This window comes from Polaribacter sp. Asnod6-C07 (assembly GCF_045063625.1).
GTDB lineage: Bacteria > Bacteroidota > Bacteroidia > Flavobacteriales > Flavobacteriaceae > Polaribacter > Polaribacter vadi_A.
Map to the genome: position 1 here is coordinate 3,505,328 of NZ_JBEFOF010000005.1, position 15,925 is coordinate 3,521,252.

Below are 15,925 nucleotides of genomic sequence, written 5' to 3' on the forward strand. Positions count from 1 at the left end.
TCAAATATTTGATAATAAATACATTATTACAATACCTACTAATAGGTATTTTAAAAACTTCAACTCACTGATTTTTATGAAAATCACTTTTTTTTATGTAATAATTAAGATTTTGACAAAATCTGTTTTTATTCAATAACTTCACTATTTTTGTGCTACTATGAATAAAAACTATTCTATACATAACTTATCTGAAATCGCATCAGAACTTATCTCATCAGTAAATAATAAAACACTATTATTTTACGGAGAAATGGGGGTTGGTAAAACAACACTAATTAAAGAAATTTGCAAACAATTGGGGGTTTTAGATAACATCTCCTCTCCTACTTTTTCACTGGTTAATGAGTATCAATCAGAAAAAAATGAAATCGTTTATCATTTTGATTTTTATAGAATTAATGACGAAGAAGAAGCTTTAGATATGGGCATAGAAGAATATTTTTATTCTGATAATTGGTGTTTAATTGAATGGCCAGAAAATATCAAAAATTTATTACCTTTAGATGCTGTTGTAATCCATCTTACTACATTAGATGACAACCAACGTAACATAAAACTTAAATAACCAAACTATGAGTTCATTTTCTCCTTTTAGTAAAGAAGAATTATTGCCACAAACAGAAATGCTAGAGGTTAAAAAGAAAAAAGGAGAATTATTTATTGGTTTGCCTAAAGAATCTTATTTAGGTGAAAAACGAGTTTGTTTAACTCCTGATGCAGTAACAGCATTAACTAATAATGGGCATAGAATTGTTGTAGAAACTGGTGCTGGTGATGGTGCAAATTATACAGACAAAGAATATTCAGAGGCTGGAGCAAAAATTTCTTATAATGTAGAAGAAGCATTTAAATGCAAAATTGTTTTAAAAGTTGCTCCACCATCAGAAAAAGAAATAGAGTATATAAATCCGCAAACTATACTAATATCATCACTTCAACTAAAAACTCAATCTAAAAAATATTTTGAACTTTTAGAGAAAAAAAGAATTACAGCTGTTGCTTTTGATTATATAAAAGACGATCATGATACTTACCCAGTTGTAAAATCTTTAAGCGAAATTGCAGGAATTGCCTCTATTCTAATTGCTGGAGAATTAATGAGCGGAGCCAATAAAGGCAATGGCTTACTTTTAGGAAATATTGGTGGTGTACCACCATCTAGCGTAGTTATTTTTGGTGCAGGAACTGTTGGCGAATTTGCTGCAAAAACAGCATTAGGTTTGGGTGCAAGAGTAAAAGTATTTGATAATTCTATCTCTAAGCTAAGAAAATTACAACATTGCTTAAATTCACCTATTTACACCTCTACAATTCAACCAAAGTCTGTTGCAAAAGCATTAATGAGATGCGATGTTGCAATTGGAGCAATAAGAGGTAAAAACAGATCGCCAATTTGTGCTACTGAAACAATGGTAGAAACCATGAAAGAAGGATCTGTTATTGTTGATGTTAGTATTGATAGAGGGGGTTGTTTTGAAACATCTAGCGTAACTTCTCATAAAAATCCGTCTTTTGTAAAACACGGTGTAATACATTATTGTGTACCAAACATACCTTCTAGATACGCAAGAACAGCTTCTGTTTCTATAAGTAATATTTTTACTCCTTATTTGTTAAATATTGCTGATGAAGGTGGTTTTGAAAATGCTGCACGTTTTGATAAAAGCTTAAGAAATGGAATGTACTTTTATCATGGAATTTTAACCAACAAAACTGTTGCAGATTGGTTTGATATACCTTACAGAGATATTAATTTATTGATTATATAATCTCTTTTTTCAATGTAAAAAAGTACATTTGCACTTCAAAATTTTACAATGTTTATTAAAAGATTAGGGTATTTTTTATTAGGAGTTTCAATTAGCTCAATTGGAGTGTATTTTTTTTGGGAAAAGAAAAATGCATCTTTCGATTATGGTATGGATGCTAGAACATTAAAAACCATCAGAATTAAAGAACGTTTTTTTTCTGAAGATGCTAAAAAAGTTATGCAAAACTCTGATCTTGATACGCTTAAGATTTCTACTATTTTAAATAATGGTAATGTAGATTTTGGTAATAGTAAGCCAAGGCAAAAACCTTGTGCAGAATACGTTATAACTGGTAAAAAGGATTTAGAAAATGTAAACCTATATATAACCAGATGCGATTCTACTGCAACAATTGATAAGATTATTATAGATTAAATTTTCTATAATTATTGTTTTGTTTGATATAATTACTATTTAACAATTCTTATACTTATCATATAAACCAAAGTTATTTAATATTAAAGGAATAATTTTATCTAATCTAGTTTGTTTTGTTTTTGCTCTTTTTGCTGATGAAATATATTCACAAAACTCTCGTTGTTTACTATTTGTAAAATTTTCAAATTTTGATTTTAGAGTTTTATTTTTAGATAATTTTTCAGCTAATTCATCTGGTATAATAACATCTTTTTTAGATCTATCAGTTTTAATTTCCTTCCCTTCATTTACATTTTCTATAGCTTCTAAAATGTAAGCCTTTATTAAATTCGCATTAATTTCTTCTAAGTTATTAAAACGCCATTGCAACATAGCTTTCGTTTTGCCTTCTTGTGCATTAATAAATACTTTGTTTTCATCTTTTAATAAAGCTCCTTGAAAAAACCATAAACCACAATAGTTTTTAAAAGCTGCTAAACCAACAATATTTTTCCCTTTGTAAACATAAGTTGGTGCTCCCCATTTTATAGTCTCATCTAAAGGTAAATTAGTAATTATAAATCTTAACAACTCTAATTCTGTTTTCCAATTTTCTTTTTTAGAAATATAGTCGTCTATTTTATTCATAATTTATCTTTTAAATTTTCTAGATAATGAGCTTCAATCTTATCAATATTTTTAATGGTTTTCTTTACCCAATCATAATATAAAATTTCTTTTTCTTCTTTAGTTAATTGCCAATCTAATTCAGAATTTCTAAGTTTTGTAGTAACATCTTGTAAAATAATTGCTGCTGCTACAGAAATATTTAAACTTTCTGTAAAACCAACCATTGGTATTTTTAAAAATCCGTCTGCATTTTCTTTTACATAATCAGAAACCCCTTCTGCTTCTGCTCCTAATATAAATGCAGATTTTTTGTTAAAATCAAAATTGTGTAATAAATTAGAATCGCTATGAGGAGTTGTAGCAATAATTTGATATCCTTTTTCTTTTAAATTATCTAAACAGTTTTTACTATTATTTCCATCTGTTTTATAACGATGACTAGTAATCCATTTTTGAGAACCTTTGGCTACATATCTAGAAACTCTATTTATGTATCTATTTTCTATAACATGCAAATCTTGAATACCAAAAATATCGCAAGTTCGTACAACAGCACTTGCATTATGAGGTTGATATATATCTTCTAAAACTACTGTGAAATGACGAGTTCTGTTTTCTAAAACGGTTTTAAAGGTATCCTTTCTTTTATCAGTTAAAAAGCTTTCGAAATATTCTAATTGTTTTTTATCAATCATAAATACAAAATTATGATTTTATTCTTATTTTTATACTCTTAGTCTTTTTTTAAAAAAATTAGTGAATGAAAAAAATTGTTATTTTAACTGGTGCAGGAATTTCTGCAGAAAGTGGTATAGAAACGTTTAGAGATGCAGATGGTTTATGGGAAGGTCATGATGTTATGGAAGTTGCTTCACCAAAAGGTTTTGCTGCAAACCCTGAATTAGTTTTAGATTTTTATAATAAACGTAGAAAACAATTATTAACTGTAAAACCGAATAAAGCTCATTTAAATTTAGTAGAATTAGAAAACAATTTTGATGTTGAAATAATAACACAAAATGTAGATAATTTACACGAAAAAGCAGGTAGTAAAAAAGTTACTCATTTACATGGCGAGCTCTTAAAAGTACGCAGTTCTATTGATGAAACTTTTGTTTTAAATTGGCACAAAGATTTATTTCTGGGCGATTTGTGTATAAATAACAGCCAATTAAGACCACATATTGTATGGTTTGGAGAAATGGTACCAATGTTAGATAAAGCCATAGAAATTACAAAGAAGGCAGATATTTTGGTTATTATAGGTACTTCTATGCAAGTATACCCTGCTGCGAGTTTAATAAATTACGCACAGCAAAATATACCTATATATTTTATAGATCCTAAACCATCTGTTTCTGAGAGTAATTTTAATAACTTAACAATTATTAAAAACGTGGCTAGTAAAGGTACAGACGAGTTATTTGAAATATTAAACAGTTAAGCTTTTATTAACTTGCTTGATAAAAATGATCGTAAATTTCTTTACAACCACCACCAACTATAGAAAAGTTTTTATCTTTAGAACTAGCTAATGTCATTAAATGCTGAATTGCATTTAAACCATTTTTATCTATTTCTATAGCTTCTTCTATATTTAGAGTAATTTTATTTTTTTTATCAATTTTATTGATAAAATAAGTTAAAAATTTAGGAACATTTAATGAGTTTACGTTTCCTTTTAGATGATAAACACTTTTCTTTTTAGAGATTTGTAGGGGCATAATATATTTATTTAAGGGTTAATTATTCTAATTCTTATAATATAGGATGTTTTAAGAAAAATTGACTAGTTTAAAAAATGCAAAACTAAATTTTAAGTTTTTTGAATTTTTTATTTTAAATTCTCTCTTTGTTTCTGTTTTAATCTTTTCTAGTTTCTTATTACTAAGCTTACCATAACAATTAACATTTAAAGCAGTTACAAATAATGAAACTAAAATAATGAACACTCCTCTCATGATATATTTATTTATATCATAAAATTAAAAATTAATTAATTTTAAAAGTAAAATCTTCGTTTTTATCAGATTTACTTACGATGAATGAATATTTTAATACGATTAAAGTTATAGTAAATCTAAGCGTTTCATTAACTCTGGCCTATTAGATCTACTTACAGGTATAACTTCTTTTTTAATTAATACGCTATTATCTTCTATATCTATTATCTTTTTTACATTTATTATGTAAGATCGATGAACTTTTAAAAATAAAGAATCTGGTAGTTTTTCTTCAATCTTTTTTAGCGTTGAATGTACTATATAATTTTTATCTTCAGTTTTTATATCAATGTAATCACCTTTTGCTTTTATTAAATATATGGTAGACAAATCTATCTTAATTAATCTACGATCAATATTTACATAAAAATCATTTTTTACGGCAGCTTCTTTTTTAGTTTCAACTTTAGATTCTGATAATTGTAATTTTTCTGCTTTTCTAATTGCTTTTTCAAAACGAGGCAGTTCTATAGGTTTTAAAAGGTAATCTGCAATAAAATCATATTCAAAAGCTTGAATTGCAAATTTAGGATCTGAAGTAGTAAAAATTATTTTTGGTGGGTCTTTTAGTGTTTTTATAAAATCTAAACCACTAAAATTAGGCATGTGTATATCTAAAAAAATTAAATCTACACTGTTTTCGTTTAAATATTTCATAGCATCTATAGCCCCAGAAAATTCTTTAACGAGATTTATTCTTTTTATTTCATTGCAAAGAGTTCTTATAATAACTCTTGCCATTTGTTCATCATCAATAACAATACAATCCATGAAGGGGGAAGCGTCTAAATTGTTTTCAAAAATAAAGAAATATCTAATAATGTTTGTTCAAAATATTCTTTCTGCATATTATCTAAATTATGTTCTCGAAGATTTTTTTCAAACTCATTAGCCTTCTCGTAACTTGTTTCAAGTCCTAAAATACTAAATTTATGTTTAATTCGATGAACATTATCTTCAATTTCTTTAAAATCTTTTTTTTCAATGCTACTATTATATTCTTCTACTTCATCAGGAAATTCTGTTTTAATAACATCTATTAAGGTATTTTTAATAGATTCATCTCCTCTAGCTAACTTATCAATATATTCTAAATTTGGTTTTTCCATAGTTATTTTTTTAAAGTAAATATAAATGTTGTTCCATTGCCTAGTTCTGATTCTAAACAAATTTTACCATGGTAAGCTTCAACTATTTTTTTAACAATAGATAGCCCAATACCAGTAGATTTGTAATCGTTTTCTAGTTTTTGAAATGCAATAAATATTGTTTCGAAGTATTCTTTTTCTATTCCTTTACCATTATCTTTAATTTTAAACTTCCAGAAATCACCTTCATCAAAAAATAAAATCTCTACAAGCCCATCATCACCTTTATCATTAAATTTAATAGCATTACTTATTAAGTGATAAAATAATAATTCTAACCTATGTTGATCTCCGTAAATTGATGGTAATTTTTCGGGTATTGAAACAGGTATATCATTTTTATTTTCAATTGTAAATGATAAATCATCAATTAAAGAATTTAAATCTACTTTATAACGTTTTGTTTCTGCTTTACCTATTGTAGAATATTGCAAAATACCCTGAATAAGGGTGTCCATTTTTTCTACATTTTCTTTAATTAAATTTACAATTTCTCTACCACCTTCACCTAAATTTTCATAATAATCTTCCTTAATCCAACTTGATAAAGCATCTATACTTTGTAGTGGCGATTTTAAATCATGTGAAACCATGTGAGCATAATCATTTAATTCTTGATTTTGTTGCTCTAAGTTAGCTACTAATCTATCTTTCTGTTTATTAATTTCGATAATCTCTTTTGTTTGATTATCTATAAAATCTACTAACTTTAAAGAATCTGAATCTTCATGATTATTTACTTCTTCTAATTCGTAAAATTTTAAATTATTAATTACATTATTTAATTTAGAAATAATTTCTTTCTGTGATTCTGATTCTTTTTTTAATTTTTTATTCGATTCAAAAAGTTCTTCAGAACTAATAGACGCTGCTCTCTGCAGCATTGTAAATTGGTCTTCTGAAGTTATATAAGATCTATTTACAGCATCTAAGAACACTTCCAAGTCTTTGTTGGCATGTAATTCTTTAGGTAAATATTTTCTTATTTGTCTTTTTAAAAGAGAATTCATTATTCACTAATTAGAGTAATAGCCATAGTTTGGTTATGTAATTGGCAATTTACTTCATCATTAAAAGGTGCTATTTCACCATAAGAATATAAACCACAAACTGTAGCATCTTTCCCAACAACTTCTAACACTTCTTCTACTTCTTCTTCTACTCTTTGATCTAAAACTAGTTTTCTACCAATACAACTTACTAAAATTGCTAATTCTGGTTTAGCATTTCTATATTCTAAAGCTTTACTAGCTCCTAATTCTGCTGCATTAACTATACTATCTACATTTGTCATCATTAACTGAACTTTTGATTCTTCAAAAATATCACCAGCTAATATCATAGAGTTTTTTTCTTCATTTATATTAAGAATAGTTCTAACAATTGATTTTTTTTCATCCGAAGATTTTACTTTTAAAGGATATAATAATGCAGCTCCAGGTAATTCTTTACTTTTTTCTCCTAAATAAGTTTTGTATAAATCTAAAGCTGGTTGCCCATCTAATTCATATAAAATATTGCCTTGAGATTTAGTAACGATTCTTTCTGGTCCAAAAGGTGTCCATCCTCCTTTTGTAGCAAATGAAACTTCTAAAGTATCACCATATAAACCAATGGCTACAATTTTACCTTCTTTTGGTGGTTCATTGTAAGATGTTAAAGTAATTTCAAATCTAGACCCATCACCACATAAAGCTCCTGTAATTAACAAATTATCATCTGTAGCAGCATTCATACCTTTGGTTAATTGACTACCATTTACAAAGCTACCATCAGAAACCACAAAAACATATTTTAAATTTTCTTGAGGTAATTGTTTTATTAATTCTTTTCCTGTTTTAAAACTGTTGATTTTGTTTTCATTATTTAAAACATTTGTGGTTTTAATAACAAAACTACTTTTCTCAAATTCTATTGCTGTAATGGTTATAGATTCATCATCTACAGACTCTGAAGTTATGTCTCCTGAAGTTGAGCCAAATACTAAATGGCCATCTGGAAAAACTGTTTTTATTTCATCGTAAATATTTTTATCTTGTAACATATATCTATTACCAAATACAAGAACTAATGGTTCTTTTAAAGTAATTTCTTCTGATATATACTTTAGATTTTCATTTCCGATTTTCTTTAACTGAACAGTTTTCATTTCTTTATTTTTTGAGGGTGAAAATAAATTTAATGTCTATAATTTTTAAATTACAAAATGGTTTGGTTTAAATTTACAATCTTTTTTGCAATTATTAAACCAAATTAAACAGAATATTTATAATTATGTTTTAAATACAATTTAACTTATTATAGATATAATAAAAAGAAAACATTTTAAATGATTATAATCTGATATTTTAAAATTTAGTTTTATTTATAACTATAAATTTATAATTTTCTTAATTCATTAACACTCCAATAAGCTAAAACTGTTTCAATTTTCTTAACATAATCTTCGTATTTTAATGGTTTTAAAACATAACCAGACATTCCTGTTCTATAACATTCTAGCAAATCTTTTTGGTTACTAGATGTAGTTAAAATAATTGTAGGAATGTGTTTTAAATCATCATCTGCCTTAATAATTTTTAAAAACTCAATACCGTTTATTTTAGGCATATTAAGATCTAATAGAATAATATCTGGAATATTAGCTTTGTCTTCTAAAAACTGTAAAGCTTCTTCTCCGTTTTTAGCTTCGTGAATTGTGTGTTTTAATTTTAATAATGAAATGGTTCTCTTCATTTTCATTATTTCGATTAAATTATCTTCTACCAATAAAACTTTTAAAATATTTTCCATTTCAGCTATAACATTATAAGGAGTTATCAATATACAAAATAAGTTTAAAGTTAAGTTATTTTTAGGTAATGCTTGTTTAAACGTTAAAAACTTAGGTTAAAACACAAAAAAGTGTCGATAAGCTGTTTTTGTCTAAAACTAATTTATTTAATCAATTGACTAAAATACTCAAAAATTTCTCCTTTAGAGATTGCACTTCCTTTTTCAATTAAGTCAAAAATCTCTTCATTTCTCTTTGGATTATATGGTTTAGAACCTTTAAAAATATCTACAGAATTATCTAAAGGATTTTTCATTAACCACTCAAAACCTTCTTGATTTAACAAATCTACATCCCATTTAACTTGAATGGCTATTCTTTGAATTTCTTCTGCATTACACTTAAATAAATTTACTGATGTTTTAGAAAAGTGCTCTAAATAATTTGTTTTACTTAACACATCATCCCAAACAATATCAGAAAAAATATTCATTTCTTCTTCTGCAATTTCTGGTTTTTCTTTTTTTATTAGCTTCCATTCCTTTACATCTATACTTTGTGTAGCTAAAAAGTGTGCAAATTCAATATGTAAGCTTTCAAATTGTTCTTTAGTAAGTTGTCTGTATTTCATATGTATCTATAAAAAAACCGCCCAATTTTGGGCGGTTCAAATATCTTAAAAATTTATTCGTTTAGAAAATATAACGTAAACCAACTTGTGCTTGCCAACGTGAATCTAAATTAGACGAATAACCAAATGTACTAGTTTGTGTTCCATCAAAAGTATAAACTGGTGCACCAGCAGCATCAAAACTAACACCTATTGGTTGTACACTGTTTGGTTGTTGAATTAATCCCCATTTAGAGCTTAATAAATTACCAAAGTTTAAAATATCTATACTAAATTGAATAGTATTTGTTTTATCATTACCTACATTAATATTTAAATCTTGTAAGAATTTAATATCCCATCTACCTCTCCAAGGTGCTAAAGCTCCATATCTTTCTGCATATTGTCCTCTTCTACCACTTAAATAATCATCTTGAGCTATAAAAGTATCAAAAGCATCTCCTTGACCAGCTTCAGAGAATTGCATTTGAGAAATTTCATCAGTTGTTGGTATATAGATTAAATCGTTACCAGCTGCTCCATCACCATTGATATCTCCTCCATAAGTATAATTAAAACGACCACCTTGTGCATACTCAAAAAATGCAGTTAACGTAGTTGCCCATTTATCTTCTGTACCATAAGTCCATTTTTTACTAGCCACACCAATAAAACGATGAGTGTCTCCGTATTTAGAATAGCTTAATTGCTCGTCATTTACATTGTTTAAAGCAGGATTAAATGCGAAAGCATCTCCTGTAATTTCTGCTTCAATTGAGTTTACATCTTTTGCATTTAAGTAATTATAAGCTAAACTTGTATATAAACCATCATCAAAAGTTTTTTGTGCTTTAAAAGAAGCATTCCAGATTCTACCTTTATCAGAATTTGTTAAAGTATAAGCATTTGCATTTCCTAAAAATGAAGTTGCATGATCTTCTGCTAAATAAACTGGTCTATTGTCTACACCAGCTAAAGTACCTGTTGGCGTTTTTAACCCCCAGTTTTGTACATGAACTCCATTTATATCTTTTGTGTAAGAGATGTCTGTAGTTAAAACTAGACCATTTTCTAAACGTTTATCTACACCTATATTTGTTCTCCAAACTTGTGGAAATTTAAAATCTGGATCTACTACTTGGTAAAAGAAAACATCAGAACCACTTACTTGGTTACCTATCCAAACAAAAGGTAAACGACCTGTAAACAACCCTGTACCTCCTCTTATTTGTAAACTAGCATCACCATTAGTATCCCAATTAAAACCAACTCTTGGTGAAATTAACCATTGATTAGAAGGCATTTCTGTAGAATCGAAAACGTAAGCTTCTCCATCTGCTGGATCATAATACTCAATATCTGGAACAAACCACTCAGAATTCTCTGTATCAATAAATTTTTGAGCTAATTCTGAAGTATTAAAAAACAAAGGTTTATCGAATCTTATACCATAAGTTAATTTAAAATTGTTGCTTATTTCCCATTCATCTTGTACATAAAAAGCTAATTGACCAAAATTCATTTCAGCTAAATTCCAACCACCATCAACACCATCTTCTAAACTATTTCTATCATTAAAAGTGGTTTGAGCAGCAGCCAATGCAGCAGCATAATTATTAGCATCAAAATCAGCAATATCTACACTACCAAAAACATCAAAACCATAACCTTTTAAGTTAAATGAATTTTCGAACATAAATTTTTCAAAAGAAAAACCAACTGTATAAGTATGATCTCCTTGAAAAAAGCTCATATTATTTGTTAATTGAATAACTTTTTGATCTAACTTATTATTGATAGAAAATGGTTCGTGACCAGCAATAATATAAGGAGATCCGTTTTTATAAATATTAATTACTGGAGCAGGAGCAGAAAATGGATCTCTTGAATCTTCGAAATGAGAATAACCTACTTGTAATTTATTTGATACATTATCAGATAAAGTTGAATTCACTTCTAACTGAAAAGAATTTAATATGTTATTGATTCTGTATCCAGAATTTTCGAATTGTAAAGTATTAAAATCTGGACCTCTTCTGTTGATTGCTGTTGGATGAGCTGGTTTATCTTTAGATGCATCTAAAAAATTATAGATAAAAGCCAAACGATTATTATCATTTATGTTCCAATCTAATTTTAAAATACCTTTTGTAGATTCTGTTTGATGCGTATAACCCTCGTAAGTACCAGGATCGTAACCTATACCTAATAAAGCATCTCTAACATCAATTAAATCTTGTTCTAAAACTCTAGATTCATTAATTGCTCCAGAACCTGTATTTGCTAACCAACTTTGTCCTAAATCTTTACGCTCGTCTTTCTCAAAATTTGCAAAGAAAAATAACTTATCTTTAATAATAGGGCCACCAATACTAAAACCTACTTGACTTTGCGATAATTCTGGCACAAATATGTTGTCTCCATTCACTTTACTACCTGTTAAGTCTTCGTTTCTGTAAAAACCATAAACAGTTCCTTTAAATTCGTTTGTACCACTTTTGGTAACTGCATTTACAGAAGCACCTGTAAAACCAGATAAAGTTACATCATAAGGAGCAGTTGAAACAGAGATTTGATCTATTGCATCTAATGAAATTGGCTGTGAACCAGTTTGACCTCCAGGAGTTGGAGCATCTAAACCAAATGGATTATTAAAAATAGCACCATCTAAAGAAAAATTATTGAATTGATCATTTCTACCACCAAAAGAATTACCACTTGCAGATGGCTCTAAACGTGTAAAATCTGAAGCAGATCTTGATATAGTTGGTAAGATTTTTAACTGAGTAGCAGAAACACTTGTTTGTGCTCCAGTTCTATCGCTATTAAAGGTTTTATTTTTAGATGATGATATTACAATTTCATCTAAAGCTTGGCCTTCTTCTGCCAATCTACCATTAATAACAGTAGTTTTACCTAAAAGTAAAAATACATTTTCTACTACTTGAGGTTTAAAACCTAAATAACTAAATGTTACTTTATAAGGCCCACCTACTCTTAAATTAATAACAGTAAATCTACCATTATCTTGGGCAGTTGTACCTGTTAATGTACCTGTAGGCTCATGTAAAACTGATATTGTTGCTCCTAAAAGCGGTTCACCAGCATTGTCTGTAACTAGTCCTTTAATTTTAGAGGTAGTAACTTGGGCACTTGAGTAACCAATTACTAATAAAATTAAAGATAACATTAAACGCAATCTTTTTTTCATTTTATGATTTTATTTGAATTTATCACAAAAATAAGCCATAAAAAAAACACCTGCTTAAAAGCAAGTGTTTATTTCTTAACAAATAGTTAACAAATTTGTAACTATTCTGCAACTACTTCAAAAGTAATATCTGCAACTACAGCTCTGTGTAATCTTACAGAAGCTTCGTATTTACCTAATCTTTTTACAGAACCACCAACAACTTTAATAAATTTTTTGTCTAATTCTGTACCAGCTTTTGTTAATGCAGCAGCTAAATCTATGTTGTTTACAGAACCAAATAATTTGTCTCCAGAACCAGTTTTAGATGCAATTTTAATTTCATATCCTTTAATTGTTTCTGCAATTGCGTTAGCGTCTTCAATTAATTTAGCTTCTTTATAAGCACGTTGTTTTAAATTCTCTGCTAAAACTTTCTTTGCAGATGAAGTTGCTAAAACAGCTTGCCCTGTTGGGATTAAAAAGTTTCTACCATAACCGTTTTTAACAGATACAACATCATCTTTAAATCCTAAATTTTCTACGTCTTGTCTTAATATCAATTCCATTTCTCTAGGTATTTATTATTTTAACATATCACCAACGTAAGGCATTAACGCTAAATGACGCGCTCTTTTAATTGCTTGCGCAACTTTACGTTGATATTTTAATGATGTTCCTGTTAAACGTCTTGGCAAAATTTTACCTTGTTCGTTTACTAAATACATTAAGAAATCTGCATCTTTATAATCGATATATTTGATACCTTTTTTCTTAAATCTACAGTATTTAGCTTCTTTTTTAGTTTCTATATCTAATGGCGTTAAATATCTAACGTCAGCAGATTTACCACCTTTTGCTTGTTGTTCTATTGATGCCATTTCTTATTTTTTTGAAGATTTAACTCTTTCACTTCTAACTTTAGCCCAAGCTGCAGCATGTTTGTCTAATCTAACAGAAAGGTAACGCATAACGCTATCATCTCTTCTAAATTCTAACTCAAATGCAGCAATCTCTTCACCAGCTACTTTGTACTCTAATAAGTGGTAAAAACCACTTTTTTTCTTTTGAATTGGATAAGCTAATTTTTTTAAGCCCCAATCTTCTTTAGAAATCATTTCGGCACCTTTAGAAACCAAATAGTCCTCGAACTTTTGTACTGTTTCCTTTATCTGAGTATCAGATAAAACGGGATTCAAAATGAAAACAGTTTCGTAATGATTCATAATTAAAAATTTATTGTTTAATTTTAAGGGTGCAAATATACTAACTTTTTTGTATTTATAGCATCTTTTTTATGTTTTAAAATTCTTATTTTTAAAACCTTAAATTACTCTCCTAATTTTTAAAAAATGGAAATACCAGAAATACCCGATTTAATTCATTACGCAATACCCTTTTTTGCTTTTACAGTTCTTTTAGAAATAATTTTAACTGTAAAGGTTAAACTCGAAGATTATGAATTTAAAGATGCAGGAACATCTATATTAATGGGTTTAGGTAATGTTTTTGTTGGTTTATTTACTAAAGGAATTATTTTAGCTTGCTTTATATTTTTATATAAATATAGACTTTTTACAATTCAATTTACTTGGTGGTCTTGGTTAATTATTTTATTTGCTGAAGATTTTTGTTATTATTGGAATCATAGAATTGCACATGAAAGCAGATTCTTTTGGGCTAGTCATGTGGTTCATCATTCATCAGAAAAATATAATTTAAGTACTGCTTTAAGACAAACTTGGACAGGTAGTTTTTATACATTTATCTTTTGGTTTCCTTTAGTTTTAATTGGTTTTCATCCTATAATGGTAATTGTACAGATGTCTATCAGTTTAATATATCAATATTGGATTCATACAGAAATGATTAATAAAATGCCAAAATGGTTCGAAGCCATTTTTAACACACCAAGTCATCATAGAGTACATCATGCTACAAATGCACAATATTTAGACAGAAATCATGCTGGTATTTTTATTATTTGGGATAAACTTTTTGGCACTTTTGAACCCGAAGTTGAAAAACCTATTTATGGTTTGGTTACAAACATTAACACTTATAATCCTATTAAAATTGCTTTTTTAGAATGGAAAAATATGTTTAAAGATTTTTATCAATCAAAAACATCACTTATAAATAAATTAAAATATTTGATAAAACCACCTGGATGGAAACATGATGGAACAGGAGTTTTATCTACAGATCTTAGAAAAGATTGGGAAGAAAATAGTGGAAAAAGAAAAAAGAGGTAAACATCACATAAACCTCTTTTTTACAATAAAAACCAAAAATAATTAATCAAAAATACCTTCTAATTCTTTATATACTATTTTACCATTTACAATATTTAATCCTTTGGCTAGGGTTTTGTCTGCTTCACAAGCTTTTTCCCAACCTAGATTTGCTATTTTTAAAATGTAAGTAAGTGTAACGTTTGTTAATGCCATTGTAGATGTATAAGGCACAGCTCCTGGCATATTTGCAACACAATAATGTACTACATCATCTATAATATATGTAGGATCTTCATGTGTTGTTGCTTTTGTGGTTTCGAAACAACCTCCTTGATCTACAGCTACATCTACAACTACTGTTCCTGGACGCATTTCTTTAAGCATATCTTTTGTGATTAGTTTAGGTGCTTTACCTCCTTTTACTAAAACACCACCCACAATTAAATCGTGTGTTTTTATATGTTCTCTTATACTATATTCGCTAGAAAAAGCAGTAACTACGTGGTTTGGTAATACATCATTTACATAACGTAAACGTTTCATATTAATATCCATAATAGTAACATGTGCACCTAAACCTGCTGCCATTTTTGCTGCTTGTACTCCAACAACTCCAGCTCCTAAAACTAATACTTTACCTGGTTTTACACCTGGTACACCACCTAATAAGATTCCACGACCTTTTATAGGTTTTTCTAAATATTTTGCTCCTTGTTGTATAGACATTCTACCTGCCACTTCTGACATTGGTGTTAACAAAGGCAAACTACCATCTTCATCTTCTACAGTTTCGTAAGCAATACAAGTAGCTTTACTTTTAAGCATTGCTTTTGTAAGTGGCTCACTTGATGCAAAATGAAAATAAGTGAAAACAATCTGATTTTCTTTTATTAAAGGATACTCTAAAGCAATTGGCTCTTTTACTTTAACAATCATATCACTTTGATTGTAGATATCTTCTATTGTTGGTAAAATTGTAGCACCTACTCTTACATAATCTTTATCAAAAAAACCACTACCTGCACCTGCATTAGATTGTACATATACTGTATGATTGTTTTTAGTCAATGAAAAAACTCCTGCAGGCGTCATTCCAACTCTGCTTTCGTTATTTTTAATTTCTGTAGGGATCCCTATTATCATCAAATTTTATAAAAATAATT

General features: G+C 28.1%; 19 protein-coding genes. 5 read left to right on the forward strand and 14 right to left on the reverse strand.

The window, feature by feature from the left end:
* Positions 1 to 160: 160 nt before the first annotated feature.
* Genes tsaE through ACJJVK_RS15260 form a run of 3 tightly spaced genes read left to right on the forward strand, consistent with a single transcriptional unit; the run spans position 161 to position 2,189 of the window.
* Positions 161 to 568, forward strand: a complete 408-nt coding sequence (tsaE, locus tag ACJJVK_RS15250) for a tRNA (adenosine(37)-N6)-threonylcarbamoyltransferase complex ATPase subunit type 1 TsaE (RefSeq protein ID WP_405567534.1) — start codon at positions 161 to 163, stop codon at positions 566 to 568.
* Between the two features lie 7 nt (positions 569 to 575).
* Positions 576 to 1,772, forward strand: a complete 1,197-nt coding sequence (locus ACJJVK_RS15255) for an alanine dehydrogenase (RefSeq protein WP_215994753.1) — start codon at positions 576 to 578, stop codon at positions 1,770 to 1,772.
* A 48-nt stretch (positions 1,773 to 1,820) separates the two neighbouring features.
* On the forward strand, positions 1,821 to 2,189 hold the full coding sequence (locus ACJJVK_RS15260; protein ID WP_405567535.1) for a DUF4258 domain-containing protein: 369 nt from the start codon (positions 1,821 to 1,823) through the stop codon (positions 2,187 to 2,189).
* A gap of 39 nt (positions 2,190 to 2,228) precedes the next feature.
* On the opposite strand, the gene ACJJVK_RS15265 is transcribed toward ACJJVK_RS15260, so the two are convergent.
* Positions 2,229 to 2,819 (reverse strand): YdeI family protein, encoded by a 591-nt coding sequence (locus ACJJVK_RS15265; protein ID WP_405567536.1) that lies wholly within the window; start codon positions 2,817 to 2,819, stop codon positions 2,229 to 2,231.
* Positions 2,816 to 3,496, reverse strand: coding sequence for a TrmH family RNA methyltransferase (locus ACJJVK_RS15270; protein WP_405567537.1), 681 nt, complete (start codon positions 3,494 to 3,496; stop codon positions 2,816 to 2,818). The genes ACJJVK_RS15265 and ACJJVK_RS15270 overlap by 4 nt, the downstream gene beginning before the upstream one ends.
* Positions 3,497 to 3,561: 65 nt before the next feature.
* Here ACJJVK_RS15270 and ACJJVK_RS15275 point away from each other — a divergent pair, with 65 nt between their 5' ends.
* Positions 3,562 to 4,245 (forward strand): SIR2 family NAD-dependent protein deacylase, encoded by a 684-nt coding sequence (locus ACJJVK_RS15275; protein ID WP_405567540.1) that lies wholly within the window; start codon positions 3,562 to 3,564, stop codon positions 4,243 to 4,245.
* 7 nt (positions 4,246 to 4,252) lie between these two features.
* Here ACJJVK_RS15275 and ACJJVK_RS15280 read toward each other — a convergent pair whose 3' ends face one another.
* The 11 genes from ACJJVK_RS15280 to rpsF form a co-directional block, all read right to left on the reverse strand.
* Positions 4,253 to 4,525 carry an STAS domain-containing protein gene (locus ACJJVK_RS15280; RefSeq protein ID WP_215994758.1) on the reverse strand — a complete coding sequence of 91 codons (273 nt, stop codon included), beginning with the start codon at positions 4,523 to 4,525 and terminating at the stop codon, positions 4,253 to 4,255.
* A 345-nt stretch (positions 4,526 to 4,870) separates the two neighbouring features.
* Positions 4,871 to 5,575, reverse strand: coding sequence for a LytTR family DNA-binding domain-containing protein (locus ACJJVK_RS15285; protein WP_215994759.1), 705 nt, complete (start codon positions 5,573 to 5,575; stop codon positions 4,871 to 4,873).
* Positions 5,576 to 5,589: 14 nt separating this feature from the next.
* Entirely contained in the window at positions 5,590 to 5,913 is a 324-nt protein-coding gene (locus ACJJVK_RS15290; protein WP_215994760.1) for an Hpt domain-containing protein, read from the reverse strand.
* Positions 5,914 to 5,915: 2 nt separating this feature from the next.
* A complete protein-coding gene (locus tag ACJJVK_RS15295) occupies positions 5,916 to 6,962 on the reverse strand; it encodes an ATP-binding protein (RefSeq protein ID WP_405567543.1) in 1,047 nt (348 codons plus the stop codon).
* The gene (locus ACJJVK_RS15300) at positions 6,962 to 8,101 is read right to left on the reverse strand and encodes an FIST signal transduction protein (protein WP_405567546.1); all 1,140 of its coding nucleotides are present in this window, start codon (positions 8,099 to 8,101) and stop codon (positions 6,962 to 6,964) included. Before ACJJVK_RS15300 ends, ACJJVK_RS15295 begins: the two co-directional genes overlap by 1 nt.
* Positions 8,102 to 8,331: 230 nt before the next feature.
* Complete coding sequence (locus tag ACJJVK_RS15305) at positions 8,332 to 8,745, reverse strand: response regulator (protein ID WP_215994763.1); 414 nt, start codon at positions 8,743 to 8,745, stop codon at positions 8,332 to 8,334.
* Between the two features lie 143 nt (positions 8,746 to 8,888).
* A complete protein-coding gene (locus tag ACJJVK_RS15310; RefSeq protein WP_405567549.1) occupies positions 8,889 to 9,356 on the reverse strand; it encodes a DUF6495 family protein in 468 nt (155 codons plus the stop codon).
* A gap of 61 nt (positions 9,357 to 9,417) precedes the next feature.
* Positions 9,418 to 12,546, reverse strand: coding sequence for a carboxypeptidase regulatory-like domain-containing protein (locus ACJJVK_RS15315; protein ID WP_405567552.1), 3,129 nt, complete (start codon positions 12,544 to 12,546; stop codon positions 9,418 to 9,420).
* Between the two features lie 101 nt (positions 12,547 to 12,647).
* Positions 12,648 to 13,094: a 50S ribosomal protein L9 gene (gene rplI, locus ACJJVK_RS15320; RefSeq protein WP_405567554.1), complete on the reverse strand. Its 447-nt coding sequence runs from the start codon at positions 13,092 to 13,094 to the stop codon at positions 12,648 to 12,650.
* A gap of 15 nt (positions 13,095 to 13,109) precedes the next feature.
* Positions 13,110 to 13,406, reverse strand: a complete 297-nt coding sequence (gene rpsR / locus ACJJVK_RS15325; protein ID WP_015480245.1) for a 30S ribosomal protein S18 — start codon at positions 13,404 to 13,406, stop codon at positions 13,110 to 13,112.
* Positions 13,407 to 13,409: 3 nt separating this feature from the next.
* Positions 13,410 to 13,751 carry a 30S ribosomal protein S6 gene (gene rpsF, locus ACJJVK_RS15330; RefSeq protein WP_068358101.1) on the reverse strand — a complete coding sequence of 114 codons (342 nt, stop codon included), beginning with the start codon at positions 13,749 to 13,751 and terminating at the stop codon, positions 13,410 to 13,412.
* A 126-nt stretch (positions 13,752 to 13,877) separates the two neighbouring features.
* On the opposite strand from rpsF, the gene ACJJVK_RS15335 reads away from it, so the two are divergent.
* Positions 13,878 to 14,780, forward strand: coding sequence for a sterol desaturase family protein (locus ACJJVK_RS15335; protein ID WP_405567558.1), 903 nt, complete (start codon positions 13,878 to 13,880; stop codon positions 14,778 to 14,780).
* A 42-nt stretch (positions 14,781 to 14,822) separates the two neighbouring features.
* Here the strand turns inward: ACJJVK_RS15335 and ald are convergent, their stop codons facing one another.
* Positions 14,823 to 15,905 carry an alanine dehydrogenase gene (ald, locus tag ACJJVK_RS15340; RefSeq protein ID WP_215994768.1) on the reverse strand — a complete coding sequence of 361 codons (1,083 nt, stop codon included), beginning with the start codon at positions 15,903 to 15,905 and terminating at the stop codon, positions 14,823 to 14,825.
* Between the last annotated feature and the right edge of the window lie 20 nt (positions 15,906 to 15,925).

Bases quoted from the DNA above. Each gene is read 5' to 3' on its own strand.
- tsaE (WP_405567534.1), top strand. From the start codon at position 161: ATGAATAAAAACTATTCTATACATAACTTATCTGAAATCGCATCAGAA.
- ACJJVK_RS15255 (WP_215994753.1), top strand. From the start codon at position 576: ATGAGTTCATTTTCTCCTTTTAGTAAAGAAGAATTATTGCCACAAACA.
- ACJJVK_RS15260 (WP_405567535.1), top strand. From the start codon at position 1,821: ATGTTTATTAAAAGATTAGGGTATTTTTTATTAGGAGTTTCAATTAGC.
- ACJJVK_RS15265 (WP_405567536.1), bottom strand. From the start codon at position 2,819: ATGAATAAAATAGACGACTATATTTCTAAAAAAGAAAATTGGAAAACA.
- ACJJVK_RS15270 (WP_405567537.1), bottom strand. From the start codon at position 3,496: ATGATTGATAAAAAACAATTAGAATATTTCGAAAGCTTTTTAACTGAT.
- ACJJVK_RS15275 (WP_405567540.1), top strand. From the start codon at position 3,562: ATGAAAAAAATTGTTATTTTAACTGGTGCAGGAATTTCTGCAGAAAGT.
- ACJJVK_RS15280 (WP_215994758.1), bottom strand. From the start codon at position 4,525: ATGCCCCTACAAATCTCTAAAAAGAAAAGTGTTTATCATCTAAAAGGA.
- ACJJVK_RS15285 (WP_215994759.1), bottom strand. From the start codon at position 5,575: ATGGATTGTATTGTTATTGATGATGAACAAATGGCAAGAGTTATTATA.
- ACJJVK_RS15290 (WP_215994760.1), bottom strand. From the start codon at position 5,913: ATGGAAAAACCAAATTTAGAATATATTGATAAGTTAGCTAGAGGAGAT.
- ACJJVK_RS15295 (WP_405567543.1), bottom strand. From the start codon at position 6,962: ATGAATTCTCTTTTAAAAAGACAAATAAGAAAATATTTACCTAAAGAA.
- ACJJVK_RS15300 (WP_405567546.1), bottom strand. From the start codon at position 8,101: ATGAAAACTGTTCAGTTAAAGAAAATCGGAAATGAAAATCTAAAGTAT.
- ACJJVK_RS15305 (WP_215994763.1), bottom strand. From the start codon at position 8,745: ATGGAAAATATTTTAAAAGTTTTATTGGTAGAAGATAATTTAATCGAA.
- ACJJVK_RS15310 (WP_405567549.1), bottom strand. From the start codon at position 9,356: ATGAAATACAGACAACTTACTAAAGAACAATTTGAAAGCTTACATATT.
- ACJJVK_RS15315 (WP_405567552.1), bottom strand. From the start codon at position 12,546: ATGAAAAAAAGATTGCGTTTAATGTTATCTTTAATTTTATTAGTAATT.
- rplI (WP_405567554.1), bottom strand. From the start codon at position 13,094: ATGGAATTGATATTAAGACAAGACGTAGAAAATTTAGGATTTAAAGAT.
- rpsR (WP_015480245.1), bottom strand. From the start codon at position 13,406: ATGGCATCAATAGAACAACAAGCAAAAGGTGGTAAATCTGCTGACGTT.
- rpsF (WP_068358101.1), bottom strand. From the start codon at position 13,751: ATGAATCATTACGAAACTGTTTTCATTTTGAATCCCGTTTTATCTGAT.
- ACJJVK_RS15335 (WP_405567558.1), top strand. From the start codon at position 13,878: ATGGAAATACCAGAAATACCCGATTTAATTCATTACGCAATACCCTTT.
- ald (WP_215994768.1), bottom strand. From the start codon at position 15,905: ATGATAATAGGGATCCCTACAGAAATTAAAAATAACGAAAGCAGAGTT.